Annotated in this window: 22 protein-coding genes; 14 read left to right on the top strand and 8 right to left on the bottom strand. The window is 67.6% G+C overall.

Annotated features, from left to right (window positions below; genetic code table 11):
- Positions 1-6: 6 nt before the first annotated feature.
- From MWN52_RS10790 to MWN52_RS10780, 3 genes are all read right to left on the bottom strand, one after another.
- Positions 7-1,143: a phospholipase A gene (locus MWN52_RS10790; protein ID WP_286574647.1), complete on the bottom strand. Its 1,137-nt coding sequence runs from the start codon at positions 1,141-1,143 to the stop codon at positions 7-9.
- Positions 1,140-2,405 carry a phospholipase D-like domain-containing protein gene (locus MWN52_RS10785; protein WP_286574646.1) on the bottom strand — a complete coding sequence of 422 codons (1,266 nt, stop codon included), beginning with the start codon at positions 2,403-2,405 and terminating at the stop codon, positions 1,140-1,142. The genes MWN52_RS10790 and MWN52_RS10785 overlap by 4 nt, the downstream gene beginning before the upstream one ends.
- 117 nt (positions 2,406-2,522) lie before the next feature.
- On the bottom strand, positions 2,523-3,008 hold the full coding sequence (locus MWN52_RS10780) for a DUF456 domain-containing protein (RefSeq protein ID WP_379655333.1): 486 nt from the start codon (positions 3,006-3,008) through the stop codon (positions 2,523-2,525).
- Positions 3,009-3,238: 230 nt separating this feature from the next.
- On the opposite strand from MWN52_RS10780, the gene MWN52_RS10775 reads away from it, so the two are divergent.
- Positions 3,239-3,448 carry a cold-shock protein gene (locus MWN52_RS10775; protein ID WP_130518035.1) on the top strand — a complete coding sequence of 70 codons (210 nt, stop codon included), beginning with the start codon at positions 3,239-3,241 and terminating at the stop codon, positions 3,446-3,448.
- 93 nt (positions 3,449-3,541) lie between these two features.
- Here MWN52_RS10775 and MWN52_RS10770 read toward each other — a convergent pair whose 3' ends face one another.
- Together MWN52_RS10770 and MWN52_RS10765 are read right to left on the bottom strand one after the other, a co-directional pair.
- Positions 3,542-4,021, bottom strand: a complete 480-nt coding sequence (locus tag MWN52_RS10770) for a glycine zipper 2TM domain-containing protein (RefSeq protein ID WP_130518037.1) — start codon at positions 4,019-4,021, stop codon at positions 3,542-3,544.
- 160 nt (positions 4,022-4,181) lie between these two features.
- Complete coding sequence (locus tag MWN52_RS10765) at positions 4,182-4,598, bottom strand: hypothetical protein (protein ID WP_130518039.1); 417 nt, start codon at positions 4,596-4,598, stop codon at positions 4,182-4,184.
- Positions 4,599-4,666: 68 nt separating this feature from the next.
- Here MWN52_RS10765 and MWN52_RS10760 point away from each other — a divergent pair, with 68 nt between their 5' ends.
- A complete protein-coding gene (locus MWN52_RS10760) occupies positions 4,667-5,491 on the top strand; it encodes a tRNA threonylcarbamoyladenosine dehydratase (protein WP_286574645.1) in 825 nt (274 codons plus the stop codon).
- A gap of 116 nt (positions 5,492-5,607) precedes the next feature.
- On the opposite strand, the gene MWN52_RS10755 is transcribed toward MWN52_RS10760, so the two are convergent.
- Positions 5,608-6,372: a TatD family hydrolase gene (locus tag MWN52_RS10755; protein ID WP_286574644.1), complete on the bottom strand. Its 765-nt coding sequence runs from the start codon at positions 6,370-6,372 to the stop codon at positions 5,608-5,610.
- Positions 6,373-6,376: 4 nt separating this feature from the next.
- A complete protein-coding gene (locus MWN52_RS10750; RefSeq protein WP_286574643.1) occupies positions 6,377-6,601 on the bottom strand; it encodes a DUF6116 family protein in 225 nt (74 codons plus the stop codon).
- Positions 6,602-6,767: 166 nt separating this feature from the next.
- On the opposite strand from MWN52_RS10750, the gene MWN52_RS10745 reads away from it, so the two are divergent.
- The 3 genes from MWN52_RS10745 to MWN52_RS10735 all read left to right on the top strand — a co-directional run bounded on the left by MWN52_RS10745 (position 6,768) and on the right by MWN52_RS10735 (position 11,151).
- Positions 6,768-7,592 (top strand): glycine zipper 2TM domain-containing protein, encoded by an 825-nt coding sequence (locus tag MWN52_RS10745; RefSeq protein WP_286574642.1) that lies wholly within the window; start codon positions 6,768-6,770, stop codon positions 7,590-7,592.
- 226 nt (positions 7,593-7,818) lie between these two features.
- Positions 7,819-10,407 (top strand): DUF3857 domain-containing protein, encoded by a 2,589-nt coding sequence (locus MWN52_RS10740; protein ID WP_286574641.1) that lies wholly within the window; start codon positions 7,819-7,821, stop codon positions 10,405-10,407.
- A gap of 117 nt (positions 10,408-10,524) precedes the next feature.
- Entirely contained in the window at positions 10,525-11,151 is a 627-nt protein-coding gene (locus MWN52_RS10735) for a glutathione S-transferase family protein (protein WP_286574640.1), read from the top strand.
- A 14-nt stretch (positions 11,152-11,165) separates the two neighbouring features.
- Here MWN52_RS10735 and ygfZ read toward each other — a convergent pair whose 3' ends face one another.
- On the bottom strand, positions 11,166-12,026 hold the full coding sequence (gene ygfZ, locus MWN52_RS10730; protein WP_425608022.1) for a CAF17-like 4Fe-4S cluster assembly/insertion protein YgfZ: 861 nt from the start codon (positions 12,024-12,026) through the stop codon (positions 11,166-11,168).
- 39 nt (positions 12,027-12,065) lie between these two features.
- Here ygfZ and MWN52_RS10725 point away from each other — a divergent pair, with 39 nt between their 5' ends.
- The 9 genes from MWN52_RS10725 to lolD all read left to right on the top strand — a co-directional run bounded on the left by MWN52_RS10725 (position 12,066) and on the right by lolD (position 18,495).
- Complete coding sequence (locus MWN52_RS10725; protein WP_130518053.1) at positions 12,066-12,218, top strand: DUF1674 domain-containing protein; 153 nt, start codon at positions 12,066-12,068, stop codon at positions 12,216-12,218.
- Between the two features lie 73 nt (positions 12,219-12,291).
- Entirely contained in the window at positions 12,292-12,687 is a 396-nt protein-coding gene (sdhC, locus tag MWN52_RS10720) for a succinate dehydrogenase, cytochrome b556 subunit (protein ID WP_130518055.1), read from the top strand.
- Complete coding sequence (gene sdhD / locus MWN52_RS10715; RefSeq protein WP_130518057.1) at positions 12,684-13,064, top strand: succinate dehydrogenase, hydrophobic membrane anchor protein; 381 nt, start codon at positions 12,684-12,686, stop codon at positions 13,062-13,064. Before sdhC ends, sdhD begins: the two co-directional genes overlap by 4 nt.
- A 7-nt stretch (positions 13,065-13,071) precedes the next feature.
- The gene (gene sdhA / locus MWN52_RS10710; RefSeq protein ID WP_130532072.1) at positions 13,072-14,865 is read left to right on the top strand and encodes a succinate dehydrogenase flavoprotein subunit; all 1,794 of its coding nucleotides are present in this window, start codon (positions 13,072-13,074) and stop codon (positions 14,863-14,865) included.
- A 104-nt stretch (positions 14,866-14,969) separates the two neighbouring features.
- Positions 14,970-15,749, top strand: coding sequence for a succinate dehydrogenase iron-sulfur subunit (locus tag MWN52_RS10705; protein WP_130518061.1), 780 nt, complete (start codon positions 14,970-14,972; stop codon positions 15,747-15,749).
- Between the two features lie 71 nt (positions 15,750-15,820).
- Positions 15,821-16,087 (top strand): FAD assembly factor SdhE, encoded by a 267-nt coding sequence (locus MWN52_RS10700; protein WP_130518063.1) that lies wholly within the window; start codon positions 15,821-15,823, stop codon positions 16,085-16,087.
- 28 nt (positions 16,088-16,115) lie between these two features.
- Positions 16,116-16,490: a hypothetical protein gene (locus tag MWN52_RS10695; RefSeq protein WP_286574638.1), complete on the top strand. Its 375-nt coding sequence runs from the start codon at positions 16,116-16,118 to the stop codon at positions 16,488-16,490.
- Positions 16,491-16,538: 48 nt separating this feature from the next.
- Entirely contained in the window at positions 16,539-17,801 is a 1,263-nt protein-coding gene (locus MWN52_RS10690) for a lipoprotein-releasing ABC transporter permease subunit (protein WP_130518067.1), read from the top strand.
- Positions 17,794-18,495: a lipoprotein-releasing ABC transporter ATP-binding protein LolD gene (gene lolD / locus MWN52_RS10685; protein WP_130518069.1), complete on the top strand. Its 702-nt coding sequence runs from the start codon at positions 17,794-17,796 to the stop codon at positions 18,493-18,495. Before MWN52_RS10690 ends, lolD begins: the two co-directional genes overlap by 8 nt.
- The last annotated feature ends 62 nt before the right edge of the window (positions 18,496-18,557 follow it).

Below are 18,557 nucleotides of genomic sequence, written 5' to 3'. Positions count from 1 at the left end.
CGGGCCTCAGTACCACTCCAGCAGCGAGATGCCCAGGCCGATGTAGGTGGCCTTGTGGTTGTAGTCGATCAGACTCTCGCCATAGCCGTGGAAGATCTCGATGTGCCCGCGCAGGTTGCGGTCGATCGGGAAGCCCCAGGAGGCCTGCAGTGCGCCATGCGACTGGTCGCCGCCGCGCAGCGAATGCCGGCCCATCAGCGAGAACTCGTGGCCATCGTGGCTATAGGTCAGCGTGGCGTCGCCACGGCCCATGTAGTTCTCGATGTCCGGATTGTCGTCGTCGTGGCCCTCCGGGATGCGGTACCAGGGCCGCACCACCAGCGCCCAGTTGTCACGGTCGAAGCCGATCATGCCGATCACCCGGTTCCAGCTGCGCGAGAGCGGGTCGCCGCGGCCGTTGGACTGGTGATTGAGGCTCAGCCCGGCCAGGCGCCCGTGCCAGTCGCCGAGCGCATAGTTGGTGCGGAACACCATCATCACTTCCGGCTCGTAGTTGGTCTCGCGGAACGGGCGCGAGGCCTCGCTGTTGTAGGTCTGCCAGCGCGAGCTCTGCGTATAGCCGCCCCAGATGTCGCCGTTGTCGCCGAACAGGTTCTCCACGAACTTGGTCTTGAAGCTCAGCTGGAACTTGGTCTCGATGCTCTGCAGGTCCTGCGCCACGGTCACCGTGTTGTCCGGGTTGGGCGAGGAGGGCATCTCGTTCTTCTTCGACGTCCAGAACGCCGGCAGCAGGTACACCGGCTTGTAGGCGCGCATCTGGAACACGCCCAGCTTGGAGGCGGCCGCCAGCTCCCAGCGCGAGTCCAGCAGCGAGCCCTTGCCCGCATTGGCCAGCACCGCGTCGTAGTCGTCGTCGGCGTACATCGAGCCGCCACGGCGCTTGGCCTTGGCGCTGCTGGCGTCCAGATCCTTCTGCTCCTTGGCGATGCTGGCCGCCGCATCGGCCTGCGCGGTGCTGGGCGCCACGCGCTTGATCGCCGTGTCGTAGCAGGCCAGGCGCTGGGCGTCGACGGTGATCAGACCGCAGGCCTCGACCGAGGCCGGGGTGATGGTGGTGGTGCCGTCCTGGGCAGCCGCCGCGCCAGGCGCGGCGGCAACGCACAGCAGGGACAAGAGTCGGGGCAGGGGGTGCGGGCGGCTCATAGCTGTGACCTGATGGGAAGGATGAGGGTTTCGAACAGTTTCTCCCGCAGCGGCCGTGTGCGCCAGCGCGGCAGGGAATAAGGCGTGGCCTTGGCCAGATCGCTCTCGTACAGCGCCGTCATGCGTTCGGCCAGCGCCGGGTCGTAGACGTTGAGGCTGGCCTCGTCGTTGAGCCGGAACGAGCGGATGTCGAAGTTGGTCGAGCCCACCGACACCAGCAGGCCATCGACGATCAGCAGCTTGGTGTGCAGCATCGTCGGCTGGTACTCGCTGATCTGGATGCCGGCTTCCAGCAGCGGCCCCCAGCTGGCCCGCGAGGCCAGCCGCACCGACAGCGAATCGATATGCGGGCCGGGCAGCAGTACACGGATGGCCACGCCGCGCGCCCGCGCCTCCAGCAGCGACCGGGTGATCAGCGCATCGGGGACGAAGTAGGCCGCGGCCAGGTCGATCGTGCGCGTGGCCGCGGCGATGGCCAGCAGATACATCAGATGCATGCTCTCGCTGCCGCCGGAAGGCGAGGCCAGGAACAGCTGCGCCGGACTCTCGCCGACGGGATCCAGCGGCGGATAGAAGGCCTCGCCATCGAGCACCCGGCCGGTGGACTTGATCCAGTTGTCGTTGAAGGCGGTCTGCACCTGCGCCACGACCGGACCTTCGATGCGGTAGTGGGTATCGCGCCAGTGCTCCGGATCCTGCGCCTGTCCCAGCCACTGGTCGGCCACGCCGACTCCGCCGGTGAAGCCGATGCGGCCATCGATCACCAGCAGCTTGCGATGGGTGCGGTTGTTGATGCGCTGCAGGTTGTACCAGACCAGCGGGCGGTAGCGATGGACCTCCACGCCGGCCTGTTCCATCTCTTCGACCAGGCGCCGGTCCATCTTCAGACTGCCGCCCCAGTCGATGGTCACCTTGACCTGCACGCCTTGCCGGGCGCGCTCGGCCAGCGCCTGACTGAACTCGCGTCCGATCCGGCCCGACCAGTAGATATAGGTCTCGAAGGTGATGGTCCGCCGGGCGCCGGCGATGGCGTCCAGCATCGCCGGGAAGATCTCGTGCCCGTTGTTGAGCACCTCGATGCGGTTGCCCGGGGTGATGGCCGGACCGAGCAGCACGGACATCTCGCGCATGAACTGCGGATCGTCCACGGCATGGCGATGCGGCGGCACGTGTTCCAGTTTTTTCTCCGGCGTGGCGAAGTTCAGTGCGAGCAGCACCACCACCAGCGTCAGCACCACCGCTGCCGCGATCATCCAGGTCATGCGACCGACATCCCCAATCCCCGCAGGCCGCCTTGGGCCCAATGCGGCGGGATTCTGGCAAAGCCGCCTTCACGCGTTGCGTGAAGGCGTTGGGTCTACCCAGGAGCGAGGACGGGCCTAGTAGAACCAGGCGATCAGGAACACCGCCAGCATGGCGAAGGCCAGGCCCACCTTGAGCACCACGCCCACCACCAGCCCGACCCAGGTCGCCAGCCCGACCTTGCCGGCCTGGCGCAGCTCGCGCCCGTGGATCAGCTCGCCCACCAGCGCACCGGCGAAAGGCCCCACCAGCAGTCCCAGCGGCATGAAAAACAGGCCCAGCACCGTGCCGATCACCGAGCCGATGATGGCCAGGCGACTGGCGCCGACCCGCTGCGCGCCCATCGCGGTGGACAGCACGTCCACGGCCAGCGACAGCGCGGTGAGCAGGCCCAGCACGGTCAGCGTGACCCAGCCGACCTGCTCGAATCCGCCGGCCCATGCCGCAAGCAGCATGCCGGCGAAGGCCAGCGGAAGTCCCGGAAGTACCGGAAGCACCACGCCGAGCACGCCGGCCAGGATCATCAGCGCCGCCAAGACGTACATCGCCGTCTGTAATTCCACTTATTTTTCCTTTAGTAACATGGGGTTATGATTTTATGAACGTGCGTTGAAGGGCGTTGCTTTTTCATATTGGCCGCGCTACTGTCAAGCCGCTGCGTTTGCCAAGGTCACCGTGAATCGTGGCCTGATGCGGTAGATCCAAAGATCCGCTACATCGTCGTACCTCGGCTCCTCCTTGCAACCAGCCGCCCGACCCGGCGTACCCAACCCCTGTTCCAAGGAGATCCGCAATGGCAGACCGCGAAACCGGAACCGTGAAATGGTTCAACGATGCGAAGGGTTTTGGCTTCATCAGTCGTGAGAATGGCGAGGACGTGTTCGTGCACTTCCGTGCCATCCAGACGCAGGGCTTCAAGAGCCTCAAGGAAGGCCAGAAGGTGACCTTCACCGTCGTCCAGGGCCAGAAGGGCCTGCAGGCCGACGCTGTCCAGCCTGTCTGAGCCTGCGCGGGTCGTTCCCCCGCGACCAGGCGCAAACGAAAAAGCCCGGCGGAAGCCGGGCTTTTTCGTGCCTGCCATTCGGCTGTCGACAGGTCAGCGGATCACCACACGGCCGTTGACCACGCGCACGTAGGTGTTCTCGGTCACGCCGCCCAGGTCGCGCTGGTTGATCACGATGGTGCGGCCATCGTCCATGCGCACGGTCACGTCGTAGGTATCGCCGGTGACGCGGTCCTGGATCGCGTTGCCGGCCAGCGCGCCGCCCACCGCACCGGCGACGGCGGCCACGTTCTTGTTGCCCTTGCTGCCGCCGGTCTCCTTGGAGATCTCGCGGCCGGCGACCGCGCCGACGATGCCGCCCAGCACCGCACCGGTGCCGGTGGGCGCGCTGCGGTTGGAGGAGACCGGATCGATGCGGGTGACGATGCCGCAGTCGGCGCAGTAGCGCGACGAGGCGGGCGGATAGGAGGAACCGCGGTAATCGTCGCGGTAGCCATAGTTCGGGCTGGTGGTGGCGCAGCCCGCCAGAGTCAGCGCGCCAGCGCTCATCAGGACGAGAGTTTTGAACTGCATCGGATGACTCCTTCGCCCCGCGGGCGTGCCAGGTGGGATGCGGCCAGCGCCGCGTGCCCGGCATCGTGTTGTCATCGCCATGAACGCGGCATCAATTGAAACCGCTTGCCACGGGCCCGACCGAAGGCCTCATCAGACGCCGTTCATCCTCCGCCGCCGGTCAGTGCGCGAAGTCGTCGTGGCAGGCCTTGCAGGCCTCGCCGATGCGCGCGACCACGGCCTTGGTGTCCGGGCAGCCGACCGGCGGCGCCGACAGCGCGCCGTCCAGCGTGGCCCGCAGCTGACCGGCATGGGTCACGAACCTGGAGTCTTCGGCCAGATCGGGGAACGCCGTTTCCAGGTCGTTGCTGACCGCGCGCAGCGTCTGCAGCCGGGGCAGGGCGTCGCTGGCCGTGCAGCGGTTGGCGGCCAGGTTCGCCTTGAGCACATCGGTCTGCTTGGCCATCACGTGCATCACGCTGTGCGGGAACGGATCCTGCCGCGCCTGCAGCGCGCGCATGCCCATCACCGTGATCACCCCGCCGACCAGCAGGCCGAGCAGGAACAGGAACAGGAAACGGGATGCTTGGCTGGCCACGGGGCGTGCTCCTTGGGACGGTGTGATCGATGGTACGACGGCCGAAGCCGCGCTCCTACAATAGCGGCATGAACGCCGCCGCCTCGCCAACTGTCAGCCCTGTCACCACCCTGTGGAAGGAACGCTTCGCCGGCGTGGACCGCCTCTATGGCGTCGGCGCGGTCGAACGCCTGTCCCAGCGCGCGGTCGCGGTGATCGGCATGGGCGGGGTCGGCTCGTGGGTGGTCGAGGCGCTGGCACGCAGCGGCGTGGGCAGGCTGGTGCTGATCGATGCCGACGACATCTGCCTGTCCAATACCAACCGCCAGCTGCCGGCGCTGGATGGGCAGTACGGCCGCAACAAGGTCGTGGTGATGGCCGAACGCTGCCGCGCGATCAATCCGGAGATCCAGCTGGAGGTCGTCGAGTCGTTCCTGACCTCCTCCAACCTGGAGGCGCTGCTGGGCCAGCCGCTGGACCTGGTGATCGATGCCTGCGACAGCTTCCGCACCAAGGTCGAGACCATCGCCTGGTGCCGCCGCCGCAAGCTGCCGATGATCACCGTGGGCTCGGCCGGCGGGCGGACCGACGCGACCCAGGTCCGCGTGCGCGATCTCTCGCGCACCGAGCACGATGCGATGCTGGCGCTGGTGCGCAAGAAGTTGCGCGCCGAGTTCAACTTTCCGCGCAATCCGCAGCGCTACTTCGGCGTGTCGGCGATCTACTCCCTGCAGAACGTCCAGTACCCACAGGCCGATGGCAGCGTCTGCGGCTTGCGGCCGGTGCTGGGCGCCGAGGCGGCCTTGAAACTGGATTGCGGCGCCGGCCTGGGCGCGGCCACCCACGTCACCGGCACCTTCGCTTTCGCCGCGGCGGGCCGGGCCCTGGAACTGCTGCTCAAGCCGCGCAAGTAAGCAGCGCCCGCGACGACGTAGGCGGATGCCGTCTTCCCCGTCGATGGCCGGGACATCGTGGAGCTGCGCGGGAACCGTGAGCCTTGGGCGCCAGCAGCTGGGACCCTGGGCAGGGCTCAGTCCCGAAGTCCGAACAGCCGCGTGGCGTTCTCGGACGTGACCCGCGCGATCTCTTCATACGGCTGGCCGCGCAGCTCGGCGATCACTTCGCACACGCGCGTCAGGCGCGCCGGCTCGTTGCGCTGTCCGCGGTGTTCGGCATCGGGCTGATCGGGCGCATCGGTCTCCAGCAGCAGATGCTCCAGCGGCATGCGCGCGGCCAGGCGGCGCAGGCGCTGGGCGCGCTCGTATGTCACCGGTCCACCCAGGCCGATCATGAAGCCGTTGTCCCACAGCTGCCGAGCCTGTTCCTCACTGCCGGCATAGCTGTGCACCACGCCACGCAGCCCGCCGACCTTGCGGATCGCCACGATCACCGCTTCCACCGCGCGCCGCGCATGCACGATCAGGGGCAGGTCGAACTCCCGCGCCAGCGCCAGCTGGCCCTCGAAGTAGAGCTGCTGCGTCTGGTGGTCCAATCCCTCGACGAAGAAATCCAGCCCGCACTCACCGATGGCCACAGGGCGCTCGCGCTCGATCCATTCGCGCAGCAGGTCCAGGTGCTCCGGCGCGTGCGCCTGCAGAAACATCGGATGCAGGCCATAAGCCGGATACAGCCCCGCGTGCTGGCTACACAGCGTGCGCAGCGCCGGCCAGCCGGCCGCATCGATCGCCGGAACGACCTGGCGTTGCACGCCGGCCGCCAAGGCACGGGCGATGACTGCGTCGCGATCGGCGTCGAACTCTCCGGCGTCGAGGTGGCAGTGGCTGTCGGTCAGCACGCGATCAGCGTGCCGAGCGCGGCCGGGTGTCCAGCGAGGGCTGGGCGCGGCGGTCCTTCCAGTTGGCCAGCAACAGCGTGCCCAGGCCCAGCAGGATCTCGTCGACGAAAGGAATGAAGTCCGGCACCGCCAGGTCCACGACGAACAACAGCGCGGTGAGCTTGAACAGGGTGGGGTGGCGCAGCCGGCGCGCCCAGCGCAGCAGCGGGGAAACGAGAAGGCTTTGCATGACGGCCTCGCAGCGATCTGGATCTGGAAACGCTAACACGGTGCCGCCTGGCACGGCGTTTAGCCGCTAGCGGGGTTCGGCTGTGTCGTTCGGTGCCTTGTTCAGCTTCATGCGACAACAATCCGGGCCAACACAGTGCGGGCAAGGCCCGTGATGGAGAGGCGTCATGAAGAACACCACCACCCTGATTCTGGTCGGCGCTGGGGCGCTGCTGTTCGGCGGCGTTGCCACTGCGGCTTACATGAACCACCGGAGTTCGGCGGAGACTTTCGCCACCGCGCCGCAGGGCGAGCTGGCGGCGACCACGCCGCTGGAGAACGGCGATGCCTTGCCGGCCAGCGCGGTGCCCACGGGCACGCAGGTCGATTACGCCGATATCGTCAATGTCGTGCCGATCACGCAGAAGGGCACGCTGTACGCCACGGTGATCGGCACCGACCCGGTACGCGAGACCACCACGACCACGACCCCGCGTGAGGTCTGTGAGGACGTGGTCGTCAACGACCGTCTGCCCGAGCGCGATGGCAATGTCGGCGGCACCGTCGTCGGTGCGCTGGTCGGCGGCCTGGTCGGCCACCAGATCGGCGGCGGTCACGGTCGCGACCTGGCGACCGCCGCTGGCGCCGTGGCCGGCGGCTTCGCCGGTAACCGCATCGACCGCAACCACGTGGGCGGTCGCGTCGTGCAGCGCACCGAGCGCCAGTGCCATACCGAGAACGCCACGTCCGAGTCATCGCGCGTGACCGGCTACAACGTGACCTATCGCAACCCGGACGGCACCACCGGCACCATGCGCATGGACCAGAAGCCCGGCAGCCGCATCGCCATGGGCAAGTCCAGCGAGGTCACCGGCTACAACGTGACCTACCGCTACGACGGCGCCGAGAAGACCGTGCGCCTGGACCGCAAGCCCGACTCGGACCGCCTGCCCGTGATCGACGGCCGCGAGGTCACCCAGACCGCCGCACTGGATTCCAGCCCGCGCGGCTGAGGTTCCCAGACAACAAGGGCGACAAGCAGGGCCGGCTCGAAAGAGCCGGCCCTTTGCGTATGGGGCAGGTCGATCGCCCAGGCCCGGACGGTCCTACAATGAAGCGCGCGCCGTGGGGACGGCGCATCGGCGTCGGGGTGTTTCGGCAGCCTTGGGCGCACCAACAGGAACTGCCCGCCATGACGCGGGCCACGGGGAAAGGATGATTGGCAAGGTGTGGTTTGGCATGGCGCTGTGGCTGGCGGTCGCGGCGGCGGCAGGGGCGATCGATCGTCCGGACATGGCGGCAACGCCGGCCTGGGTCGCCGATGAACCGACGGAGAGCGGTCATCCCGCACCGGCTGTGGGCAATCTCCGGTATGAGGTCGTGTCCGACCAGGTCGATCTGACTGGCGCGAAGCCGGTTTGGTATCGGCATATCGGATTCACCGTCCTGCGCGAGCAAGGGCTGACCGACGGCGGAAACTTCAGCGTCGATTACCAGCCGGAGTACCAGCGCCTGGTGCTGAGCGAGATCGAGGTCCTGCGCGACGGCCGCCGTATCGACATGCGGGACCGCGCCAGCTATGCCCGTCTGCGCCGGGAGCAACAGCTCGACTCGGGATTGCTGGATGGGCGGGTCACGCTGAACGTCACGGTGCCCGACCTGCGGGTCGGGGATCGGCTCGACTACAGTTTCATGGTGATCGGGCAGAACCCGATCTTCGGGTCCGCTTACTACGACGACTTCGGGGCGCGCTACAACGTGCCGGTCGGCTGGCGGCGCGTGCGGGTGCGCTACCCGCAGACCCAGCCGGTCTTCGCGCAAGTGAGTGTTCCGGGATTCGCGATCTCCAAGACCGGTGCTGGCGGTGTGGAGACGTTGGATATCACCGCGCGCAACCTGCCATCGGTGATCGAGCCGGAGCAAACGCCGGCAGGGTATGACAGCTTGGGCACCATCCGCCTGTCCACGGCCAGGAGCTGGGCCGACATCGTGGCCTGGGCGGCGCCCCTGTATCCACGCAGCTTCCGCGATCCGGCGGTGGCCGCCGCGATGGCCTCGCAGCTCAAGTTGGATCCGGCCCAGCCGGAGGCGTCGCTGCAGCGCGCCGTTGCGTTCGTGCAGGGCCAGATCCGTTACACGGGCCTGGACATGGGCGTCAATTCGCATGCGCCGCACGCGCCGGAGGCGACGCTCGCCGACCGGTTTGGCGACTGCAAGGACAAAACCACCCTGCTGGTCGCCCTGCTCGGGCTCGCCGGTGTGCGCGCCGAGCCGGTCCTGGTCAACACCCAGCCGGGGAAGGAACTGCGCGAAGCACAGCCATCTGCGAACCTGTTCGATCACGTGGTCGTGCGTGCGCATCTGCCTGGCGGCGAGGTGTGGATCGACGCCACGCGCGACCGCGAGTTCGGCGCCCTGGACGAGCGCCTGGCGCTGCCTTATCGCGTCGGCTTGCCGCTGGTGGCCGGTGGTGGTGCCCTGGTCGACATTCCATACCCGCTGCCGGCCAAGCCGCAGATCGAGGTCGCCGAACGGGTGCAGGTGCGCTCGACCGATGATGGTTACGAGGCCACGTTAGATCTGTCCACCCGCTACCGGCAGGGAGAGGGCGATTCGGTCGCGTCGGGGTATCGGCGCAACGGCGACCAGGCCACCGGCGAGCGCTATCTCAGGTACATGCAGGATTTTTACGAAGGCCTTTCAGCACTAGGCAAACCCGTCATGCAGGAGCCCGGCGAGGGCATGGTCGACATGCATGAGCGATATCGCCTGATGTGGAAACGCGTCGACGGGACCGTGCTCGATCTCTGGCTGTTCCAGCTCAACGACTGGATGACCAAGTTGCCCAATAAGGCGCGCAGCACGCCGTATGCGCTGGGCGGTCCCCGCTTCGCGGTGCAGACGATGGAAGTGCAGGCCGGGAACGGATTCGACATTCCGGATGCGCGCGAGGTTGTCGAAAACCCCTGGTTCCGCTTCGTGCGCAGCACGCGCGTGGAGGGCAAGACACTGCACATCACGGGGGAGTGGACGCGCCTGGCCAAGCAGATTCCCGCGAGCGGCATGGAGCGCGCGGCGCGGGACATGGCACAGGCACGCGAACTGCTGGTGTTTCCGTTGGAACTGGAGTCCCGGCAGTCGCTGTGGGGGAGCTGGCGGGACTGGCGCTGGCCGTTTGCCGGCCTGCTGCTCGCCGGCCTGCTGGTCCTGGCCTGCTATCCGTTGCGCCGCGGCAGTCTGCCGATGTCGGTTCTGTTCGCCCCGCGTCATGCAGCCCTCGCGGTCCCGGCAAGGCCCTGGAGCATGGCCTGTGCCTGGCTCGCCTATTTCGGTCTGACCTACTTCGACATGGCGGCCGACAAGCTGGTCCCTGGCACGAAACTTCCGATCCAGGCGGTTGCGCTGGTGCTGATCTTTGCCGCCGTCATCGGCGGCTGGCTGCGGGCCGCGATCAGCGCTGGCCTGCTGCGGATGGCGCTCGGTTGGCTCCGGTGCAAGGCCGCGACATTCGACGGCATTTGCCAGGCGCTGGTGGTCGCAACTTTCTCGGCGCTGCCCTTCAGTCTGGGCGCACTGGTGGCGCTGCAGGGTCATGTCACCTGGCTGAACAGCGAGGCAGAGTTGGATAGCGCGCGATTCCCCAGCCTGATGTCGGCTGGCCTGCTCATGCTGTGTGGATGCGGATGGGGGATGGTTTCTGCGATCAACGCGGTCGCGGCGAGCGCCGCGACGTCGCGGCGGCGTGCGCTGGCGGGCATGGCCATCGCCGCAGGCATCGTGCTGTTGTTGATCGGGGTCGTCGTCGGCATCGTGAGGCTGGCGCGCTGAAGGCGGGTGAGCCAGCGCGCGACTGATCGCCTCGACGGTGGCTCAAAGCTCATCCACCCCACCAGGCGGTGGATCCTGCCGGCACAATAGGGTCGGGCCGACCCACGGGGAGCAGTGATGACGATCAAGGTGTACGGCATGTCCTCTTCGGGCAATTGCCACAAGGTGCGCATGGCGCTGGCGCTGCTGCAGCGTCCGTGCGATTGGGTCGAGGTGGACAGCGCGGCCGGGCAGACGCGCACGCCGGAGTTCCTGGCCAAGAACGCCAATGGGCGCGTGCCGATCCTCCAGCGCGAGGACGGGCAGGTGCTGGCCGAGTCCAACGCGATCCTGTGCTGGCTGGCCGAGGGCAGCGCCCTGATGCCGGCCGATCCCTGGCAGCGGGCGCAGGTGCTGGCGTGGATGTTCTTCGAGCAGTACAGCCACGAGCCCTATGTGGCCGTGGCGCGCTTCATCTGCGGATGGATCCCGCCGGACTCACCGCGCCACGCGGAGCTGCCACGGCTGCGCGAGCGCGCCGCCGATGCGCTGGCGGTGATGGAGCGTCACCTGCAGGCGCAGGCCTGGTTCGGCGCGGAGACGATGTCGATCGCAGATCTGGCGCTGTTCGCCTACACGCACTGCGCCGACGATGGCGGTGTGTCGCTGGAGGCCTTCCCGCAGGTGCGCGCCTGGCTGGCCCGGATGCTGGCCGTCGATGGCATCACGCCGATGCCAGGCCCGCCGCTGCTCGCCCACGCCTGAGCGAGGGCGGCGCCTCAGCGCGCCAGGCCGTCGAGCAGGACGCGCTGGACCAGGCGCTGGTCGCCGCTGTACAGGTCGGTAGCAGGGAGCTCCAGCGGCAGGATCGCCAGCACCGGGCCGGGGGCGCGATGGCTGGCGCAGACCACCTGGCCGACTTCGCGCTCGGCGTCCGCGACCGGCGCCCCCGCCTGCAGCAGGGTGTCGCTCTCCAGGAATGCCAGGCCGCGCTTGGCCTTGCCGAGGAAATGCGTGCGGGCCACGATCTCCTGGCCGGGATAGCAGCCCTTCTTGACGCTGAAGGCGCGCAGACGCTCCAGCGAGAGCTGCTGCGGCGTCCATTGTTCGCGCTGGCTGGCCTCCAGGCGCGGCAGGCCGTGCGCCAGATCCAGGTCGCGCCAGCGCTCCAGCGCGGCCGCATCCGCTTCGCCCGCGGTCTTGCCCAGCAGCAGCGTGCGCGGCTGATGGGCGCTGCCGACATCCATCGCGATGCCGGCGTCGTCCTGGGCGAGCAGGGCGCCTTGCGCGTCCGTCCAGGCGGCGAACAGCCCCTGGGCATGCAGGTCGGACACGGAGACGACGACCTTCTTGCGGAATACGAAGCGCTTAAGCGCGGTGGCCAGCTCGATGGCCGGCACATCGGGCACGACCAGCACCAGTCGGTCCGTGGCCAGACGCAGCACGGCGAAAACGGCGATCACTCGGCCCTTGGGCGTCAGCCAAGCGTTCCACTGCCAGCGACCGTCCTCCAGCGCATGCAGATCGTTGGCGAACTGCGCCTGCGCGAACGCCACCGCATCCGGACCCTCCAGGCTGATCACGCCATGGTCGGGGAGGGCAATGGCCCGTTCACTGGGATTTGCGTGGTTGTCAGTCAAGATCGTGAGGATTAACATTTTGTGCGTTGCGAGACTCACATGATAGGCCAAACCCCTCCCACCCCCGTCCCCGAGCCTGAAACGCAGAAGCCCGAACAGGCTCCGGCGCAGAAGGAGATCGGCGGCCGCGACGGCCCCGAGCCGACCCGCTACGGGGACTGGGAAAAGAACGGGCGCTGCATCGACTTCTGAAAGTCGAATCCACGGCGCCTTCCAGCCAACGCGGCCTTTCCCGACCGCCCAGCCGAGACTAAGAGCCAATCCAATGGCGACACGTCAACGTCCGCTTTCCCCGCACCTGCAGGTGTATCGCTGGCAGATCCAGATGGCCACGTCCATCCTGCATCGCGCCACCGGCGTCATCCTGTCCCTCGGCGCATTGCTGATCGCCGCTGCGCTGGTCGCGCTGGCCTCCGGCCCCGATGCCTGGACCTGGATCTCCGCCCAGGCGAGCACCTGGTATGGGCTGGTCTTCCTGTTCCTGTGGACCTGGGCCTTCACCTACCACCTGCTCAACGGCATCCGCCACCTGGCGCAGGACGGCGGCCTGGGCTATGCGGTCTCGGCCTTCGTGCGCAACGGCTGGCTGGTCAGCGCCGGTAGCCTGGTCCTGGCGCTGCTGGTCTGGGGCGGCGTGCTGGCCAAGGGAGGTGTGGCATGAGCTTCCGCAACCCGCTCAAGCAGGCCAAGGGCCTGGGCTCGGCGCACGCCGGCCTGCATCACTGGGTGGTGCAGCGCTATACGGCCGTGGCCCTGATCTTCCTCGGGCTGTGGTTCGTCTATTTCGTGGTCGGCCTGATCCACGCCGACTACCTGGCCGCCACCGACGCCATCGCCCGGCCCTGGAACGCCACGCTGCTGGTGGCCTTCCTGGTGGCGATGTTCTGGCACGCGCAGTTGGGCCTGCAGGTGATCCTGGAGGATTACGTGCACACCCCGCTGACCGCCTTCGTGTCGCAGCTGCTGGTCCGCTTCGTCTGCTTCCTCGGTGCGCTGGCCAGCGTGTTCGCCGTGGTCCGCATCGCCTTGGGGAACTAACGCCACCATGTCTTCCGCATACAAGATCACCGAACACAAGTACGACATGGTCGTGGTCGGCGCCGGCGGCGCGGGCCTGCGCGCCACCTTCGGCCTGGCGGCCAAGGGCCTGTCCACGGTCTGCCTGACCAAGGTGTTCCCGACCCGTTCGCACACCGTGGCCGCGCAGGGCGGAATCTCCGCCGCGCTCGGCAACATGGGCGAGGACGACTGGCGCTACCACTTCTACGACACCATCAAGGGCTCGGACTGGCTGGGCGACCAGGACGCCATCGAGTACATGGTCCGCGAGGCGATCCCGGCGATCATCGAGCTGGAGCACTACGGCGTGCCGTTCTCGCGCACCGAGGCGGGCAAGATCTACCAGCGTCCGTTCGGCGGCATGACCACCAAGTACGGCGAAGGCCCGGCGGCGCAGCGCACCTGCGCGGCGGCCGACCGCACCGGTCACGCCATGCTGCACACGCTCTACCAGCAGTCGCTGGCGCACAACGCGCGCTTCATGATCGAGTACTTCGCGCTCGACCTGATCTTCGACGAGGAGGGCGTGTGCCGCGGCGTGCTGGCCCTGGACATGGCCGAGGGCACGCTGCACCTGTTCCGCGCCCATGGCGTGGTGCTGGCCACCGGCGGCTACGGCCGCGCGTACTTCAGCGCCACCTCGGCTCACACCTGCACCGGCGACGGCGGCGGTCTGGCCATGCGCGCCGGCCTGCCGATGCAGGACATGGAGTTCGTGCAGTTCCATCCGACCGGCATCTACGGCGCGGGCTGCCTGATCACCGAGGGCGTGCGCGGCGAAGGCGGCATCCTGCGCAATTCCAGCGGCGAGCGCTTCATGGAGCGCTATGCCCCGCACTACAAGGATCTGGCCTCGCGCGACGTCGTGGCGCGCTCGATGACCATCGAGATCCGCGAAGGCCGCGGCGTGGGCGAGCACAAGGACCACATCCTGCTCGACCTGACCCACCTGGGCCCGGAAGTCATCCACGAGAAGCTGCCCGGCATCGCCGAGAGCGCGCGCATCTTCGCCGGCGTGGACGTGTCCAAGGAGCCGATCCCGGTGCTGCCGACCGTGCACTACAACATGGGCGGCATCCCGACCAACTACCACGGCGAAGTGGTGCGCAAGGTCGGCGACGACCCGGATGCGGTGGTGCCCGGCCTGTACGCCATCGGCGAGGCGGCCTGCGTGTCGGTGCATGGCGCCAACCGCCTGGGTTCCAACTCGCTGCTGGACCTGGTGGTGTTCGGTCGCGCGGTGGCCAACCGCTGCGCCGAGACCATCCAGCCCAACCAGCCGCACAAGACCCTGCCGTCGGACGCCTGCGACAAGGCGCTGGGCCTGCTGGACAAGCTGCGCCACGCCAATGGCGACACGCCGACCTCGGTCATCCGCGACAACATGCAGCGCACGATGCAGGCCGACGCGGCCGTGTTCCGCACCAGCAAGACGCTGGCCGAGGGCTGCGAGAAGATGGCCAAGGTGTTCGACAGCTTCCAGGACGTGAAGGTCTCCGACCGTTCGCTGGTGTGGAACTCGGACCTGATCGAGACCTACGAGCTCAACAACCTGCTGCTCAACGCGGTGGCCACGATCAACTCGGCCGAACAGCGCCACGAGAGCCGCGGCGCGCATGCGCACGAGGACTACCCCGAGCGCGACGACGTCAACTGGCAGAAGCACACGCTGGTCAGCGTCGACGAGCAGGGCAAGTGCAGCTTCGACTACCGCCCGGTGCACATGTACACGCTCAGCAAGGATGTTGACGTGGTTCCGCCCAAGCCGCGCGTTTACTGACCAGAGCCGGGATTCGGGATTGGTGATTCGGGATTCGAGAACGCTTCGGCTCCTGCTTTCAACCCATCCCTAATCCCTAATCCCCAATCCCGGATTTTAAAGCCATGGCTGAGTTTGCACTCCCCAAGAATTCCAAGATCGGCAAGGGCAAGCATTTCCCCGCCAAGGGCGCCAAGAACACGCGCACCTTCAAGATCTATCGCTGGAGTCCGGACGACGACCAGAACCCGCGCACCGACACCTACGAGGTGGATCTGGACAAGTGCGGCCCGATGGTCCTGGACGCGCTGATCAAGATCAAGAACGAGATCGATCCGACGCTGACCTTCCGCCGCTCCTGCCGCGAAGGCATCTGCGGCTCGTGCGCGATGAACATCAGCGGCACCAACACGCTGGCCTGCACCAAGGCCATCGAGGACTGCGGCCGCGGCGAGGTGCCGATCTATCCGCTGCCGCACATGGACGTGGTCAAGGACCTGGTGCCGGACCTGACCCACTTCTACGCCCAGTACGCCTCGATCAAGCCCTGGCTGCGCACGCAGAGCCCGGCGCCGGACCGCGAGCGCCTGCAGTCGCCCGAGGACCGCAAGAAGATCGACGGCCTGTACGAGTGCATCCTGTGCGCGTGCTGCTCGACCAGCTGCCCGAGCTACTGGTGGAACGGCGAGCGCTACCTGGGCCCGGCGATCCTCCTTCAGGCCTATCGCTGGATCATCGATTCGCGCGATGAGGACACCGGTGCGCGCCTGGACGATCTGGAAGATCCGTTCAAGCTCTACCGCTGCCATACCATCATGAACTGCGCGCGCACCTGCCCGAAGGGTCTGAACCCGGCCAAGGCGATCGCCGAGATCAAGAAGCTGATGCTGGCCCGCGCGGCCTGATCGCCTCGACTGCTGCACGCACGGCGCCCTCCGATGGAGGGCGTTTTGCTTTCCACGAACTGGACACGCCCATGAGCGATGCGAGCGACCCCACCTTCGACCCGGTGATCAAGCGCCTGCGCTGGCGCAGCCGGCGTGGCATGCGCGAGCTGGACCAGCTGTTCGAGCGCTACCTGGACCACGCCTGGCAGGACGATTCCGAGGAACAGCGGGCGGTTTTCCTAGCGCTGCTCGAATGCGAGGACGATAAGCTCTGGCGCTGGTTCATGGGCTACGAGGAATGTCCCGATGCCGCGCTCGCCCAGCTCATGGAACGCATCCGCCAGCTGCCGGCTTGAGTGGCGCCCCTCGCGCCTGCTGGGCGCGATGCTGGCGCTCATCGGCGTGCTCGCGGTCTGCGCGGTGCTGGCCAGCGGCCTGCCGGGCTGGGGGATCGCGTTGCTCGGGCCGTGCAGCGCGGCGCAGGCGAGCGTGTCGCTGCGGCGCTATCTGCGGCGGCCATCGTGCCTGCTGGTCTTCCCCGGCGGCGACGCCGCGCCCACGCTGGATGGCGTAACGCTGGCGCGCTGCCAGGTGCAGTGGCGCGGACCGCTGGCGTTTTTGGCCTGGCGCGACGCCACCGGCCGGCGCGGTCACCTGGTCTGGTGGCCCGATACGCTGCAGGCGCGCGCACGACGTGAACTGCATCTGGCCGCCGACGGGCTGGCCATTTCCGCGCGCGGCGCGGCGATGGCACCATAGCGCACCGCCAGGCCCGCGACGGCCTGGTTCACCTCACCGCAGGCCGCAATGTTCAAACCCATCCCGGTCGCCATCGGCCTGCGCTATCTGCGCGCCAAGCGACGCAACGGCTTCATCTCCTTCATCTCGATGGCCTCGATCATCGGCATCGCGCTGGGCGTGATGGTGCTGATCACCACGCTGTCGGTGATGAGCGGCTTCCAGCGCGAGATCCGCGACCGCCTGCTGCAGATGACCGCGCACGCGACCGTGTCCTCGACCGGCGAGCCCATGCGGGATTGGCAGACGGCGGTGAAGCTGGCGATGGAGGATCCGCGGGTGGCGGGGGCGGCGCCGTATGTGGATGGCGAGGGCCTGATCGCCGGCAACGCGACGCAGAACATGCCGGCGGTGGTGCGCGGCATCGTGCCCGACCAGGAGGCGCACGTTTCGGTCCTGGCCAAGAAGATGGACCAGGGCTCGGTCGATTCCCTGCAGCCGGGTAAGTTCAACATCCTGCTGGGCAGCGAGCTGGCGCAATGGTTGAACGTGCGCGTGGGCGACAAGGTCAACGTGCTGACCAGCGACGTGCAGAGCACGATCGTCGGCGCCCTGCCGCAGACCAAGCGCTTCACCGTCACCGGCATCTTCACCGTCGGCTACAACGACATCGACAAGGGTATGGCCTTCGTCGACATGCAGGACCTGCAGCGGCTCAAGCGCATGGGCGACGGCGTCACCGGCGTGCGTCTGATGCTGCACGACATGGACCAGGCGTCCGATGTGGCGCGCGACCTGGCCATGCGCCTGCAGCAAGTGAATCCCTATCCATACCGCATCAGCGACTGGACCAGCGACAACGCCAACCTCTACCAGTCGTTGAAGATGGAGAAGACGGTGATGGGCGTGCTGCTGTCGCTGATCATCCTGATGGGCGCCTTCACCCTGGTCAATTCGCAGGTGATGCTGGTGACCGACAAACAGGCCGACATCGCCATCCTGCGCACGCTGGGCCTGACCCCGCGCGGGGTGATGCAGGTGTTCATGGTGCAGGGCTCGCTGATCGGCGTGATCGGCACCGTGGTCGGCGTGATCAGCGGCATCGTGCTGACCATGAACCTGGAGCGCATCCTGGAGCTGATCGAGCACACCTTCCACGTGGTCCTGCTGCCCTCGGACGTGTACTACATCACCGGCCTGCCGTACGTGCTCAACCCGCACGAGATCGTGGTGATCGCCCTGGTCGCGCTGACCATGAGTTTCCTGGCCACGCTGTATCCGGCCTGGCGCGCGGCGCGCACCGACCCGGCCGAGGCACTGCGCTATGAGTAAGCCGATGCAAGACAGCAGCGTGATCCGCGCGCAGGCGCTGGCCAAGACCTATGCCGAAGGCAAGATGAAGACGCCGGTCTTCGACGGCCTGGATCTGGACGTGCAGGCCGGCGAGACCGTGGCCATCGTCGGTGCCTCCGGGGCCGGCAAGAGCACGCTGCTGCACCTGCTGGGCGGCCTGGATACGCCGACCTCGGGCGAGGTCTTCGTCGCCGGGCAGAAGATGTCGGGCCTGTCCAATGCGGCGCGCGGCAAGCTGCGCAACCGGGCGCTGGGCTTCGTCTACCAGTTCCACCACCTGCTGCCCGAGTTCACCGCACTGGAGAACGTGATGATGCCGGTGGCGCTGGGCGGCGGCGACCTGAGCGAGGCGCGCCAGCGCGCGACCACGCTGCTCGAACATGTCGGCCTGGGCCATCGCCTGGAGCACAAGCCAGGCGAACTCTCCGGTGGCGAGCGCCAGCGCGCGGCCGTGGCCCGGGCGCTGGTCAACAACCCCGGCTGCGTGCTGGGCGACGAGCCCACCGGCAACCTGGACGACAAGACCGCCGAGACCGTGTTCTCGCTGATGCTGGACCTCAACCGCGCTCAGCGCACCAGCCTGGTCCTGGTGACCCACGACCGCGGCCTGGCGGCCCGCCTGGACCGCACGCTGGAGCTGCACCAGGGCAAGCTGCGCCCGATCGCGCTCTGAGGCCAAAAACGCACGCAACGAAAAAGCCCGCCGATGGCGGGCTTTTTCGTTGTCTCAAAGCC

This window comes from Pseudoxanthomonas winnipegensis (assembly GCF_030322905.1).
GTDB lineage: Bacteria > Pseudomonadota > Gammaproteobacteria > Xanthomonadales > Xanthomonadaceae > Pseudoxanthomonas_A > Pseudoxanthomonas_A winnipegensis.
The sequence above is the reverse complement of the archived record's forward strand: the minus strand, read 5'-3'. Positions and strand labels throughout refer to the sequence as shown.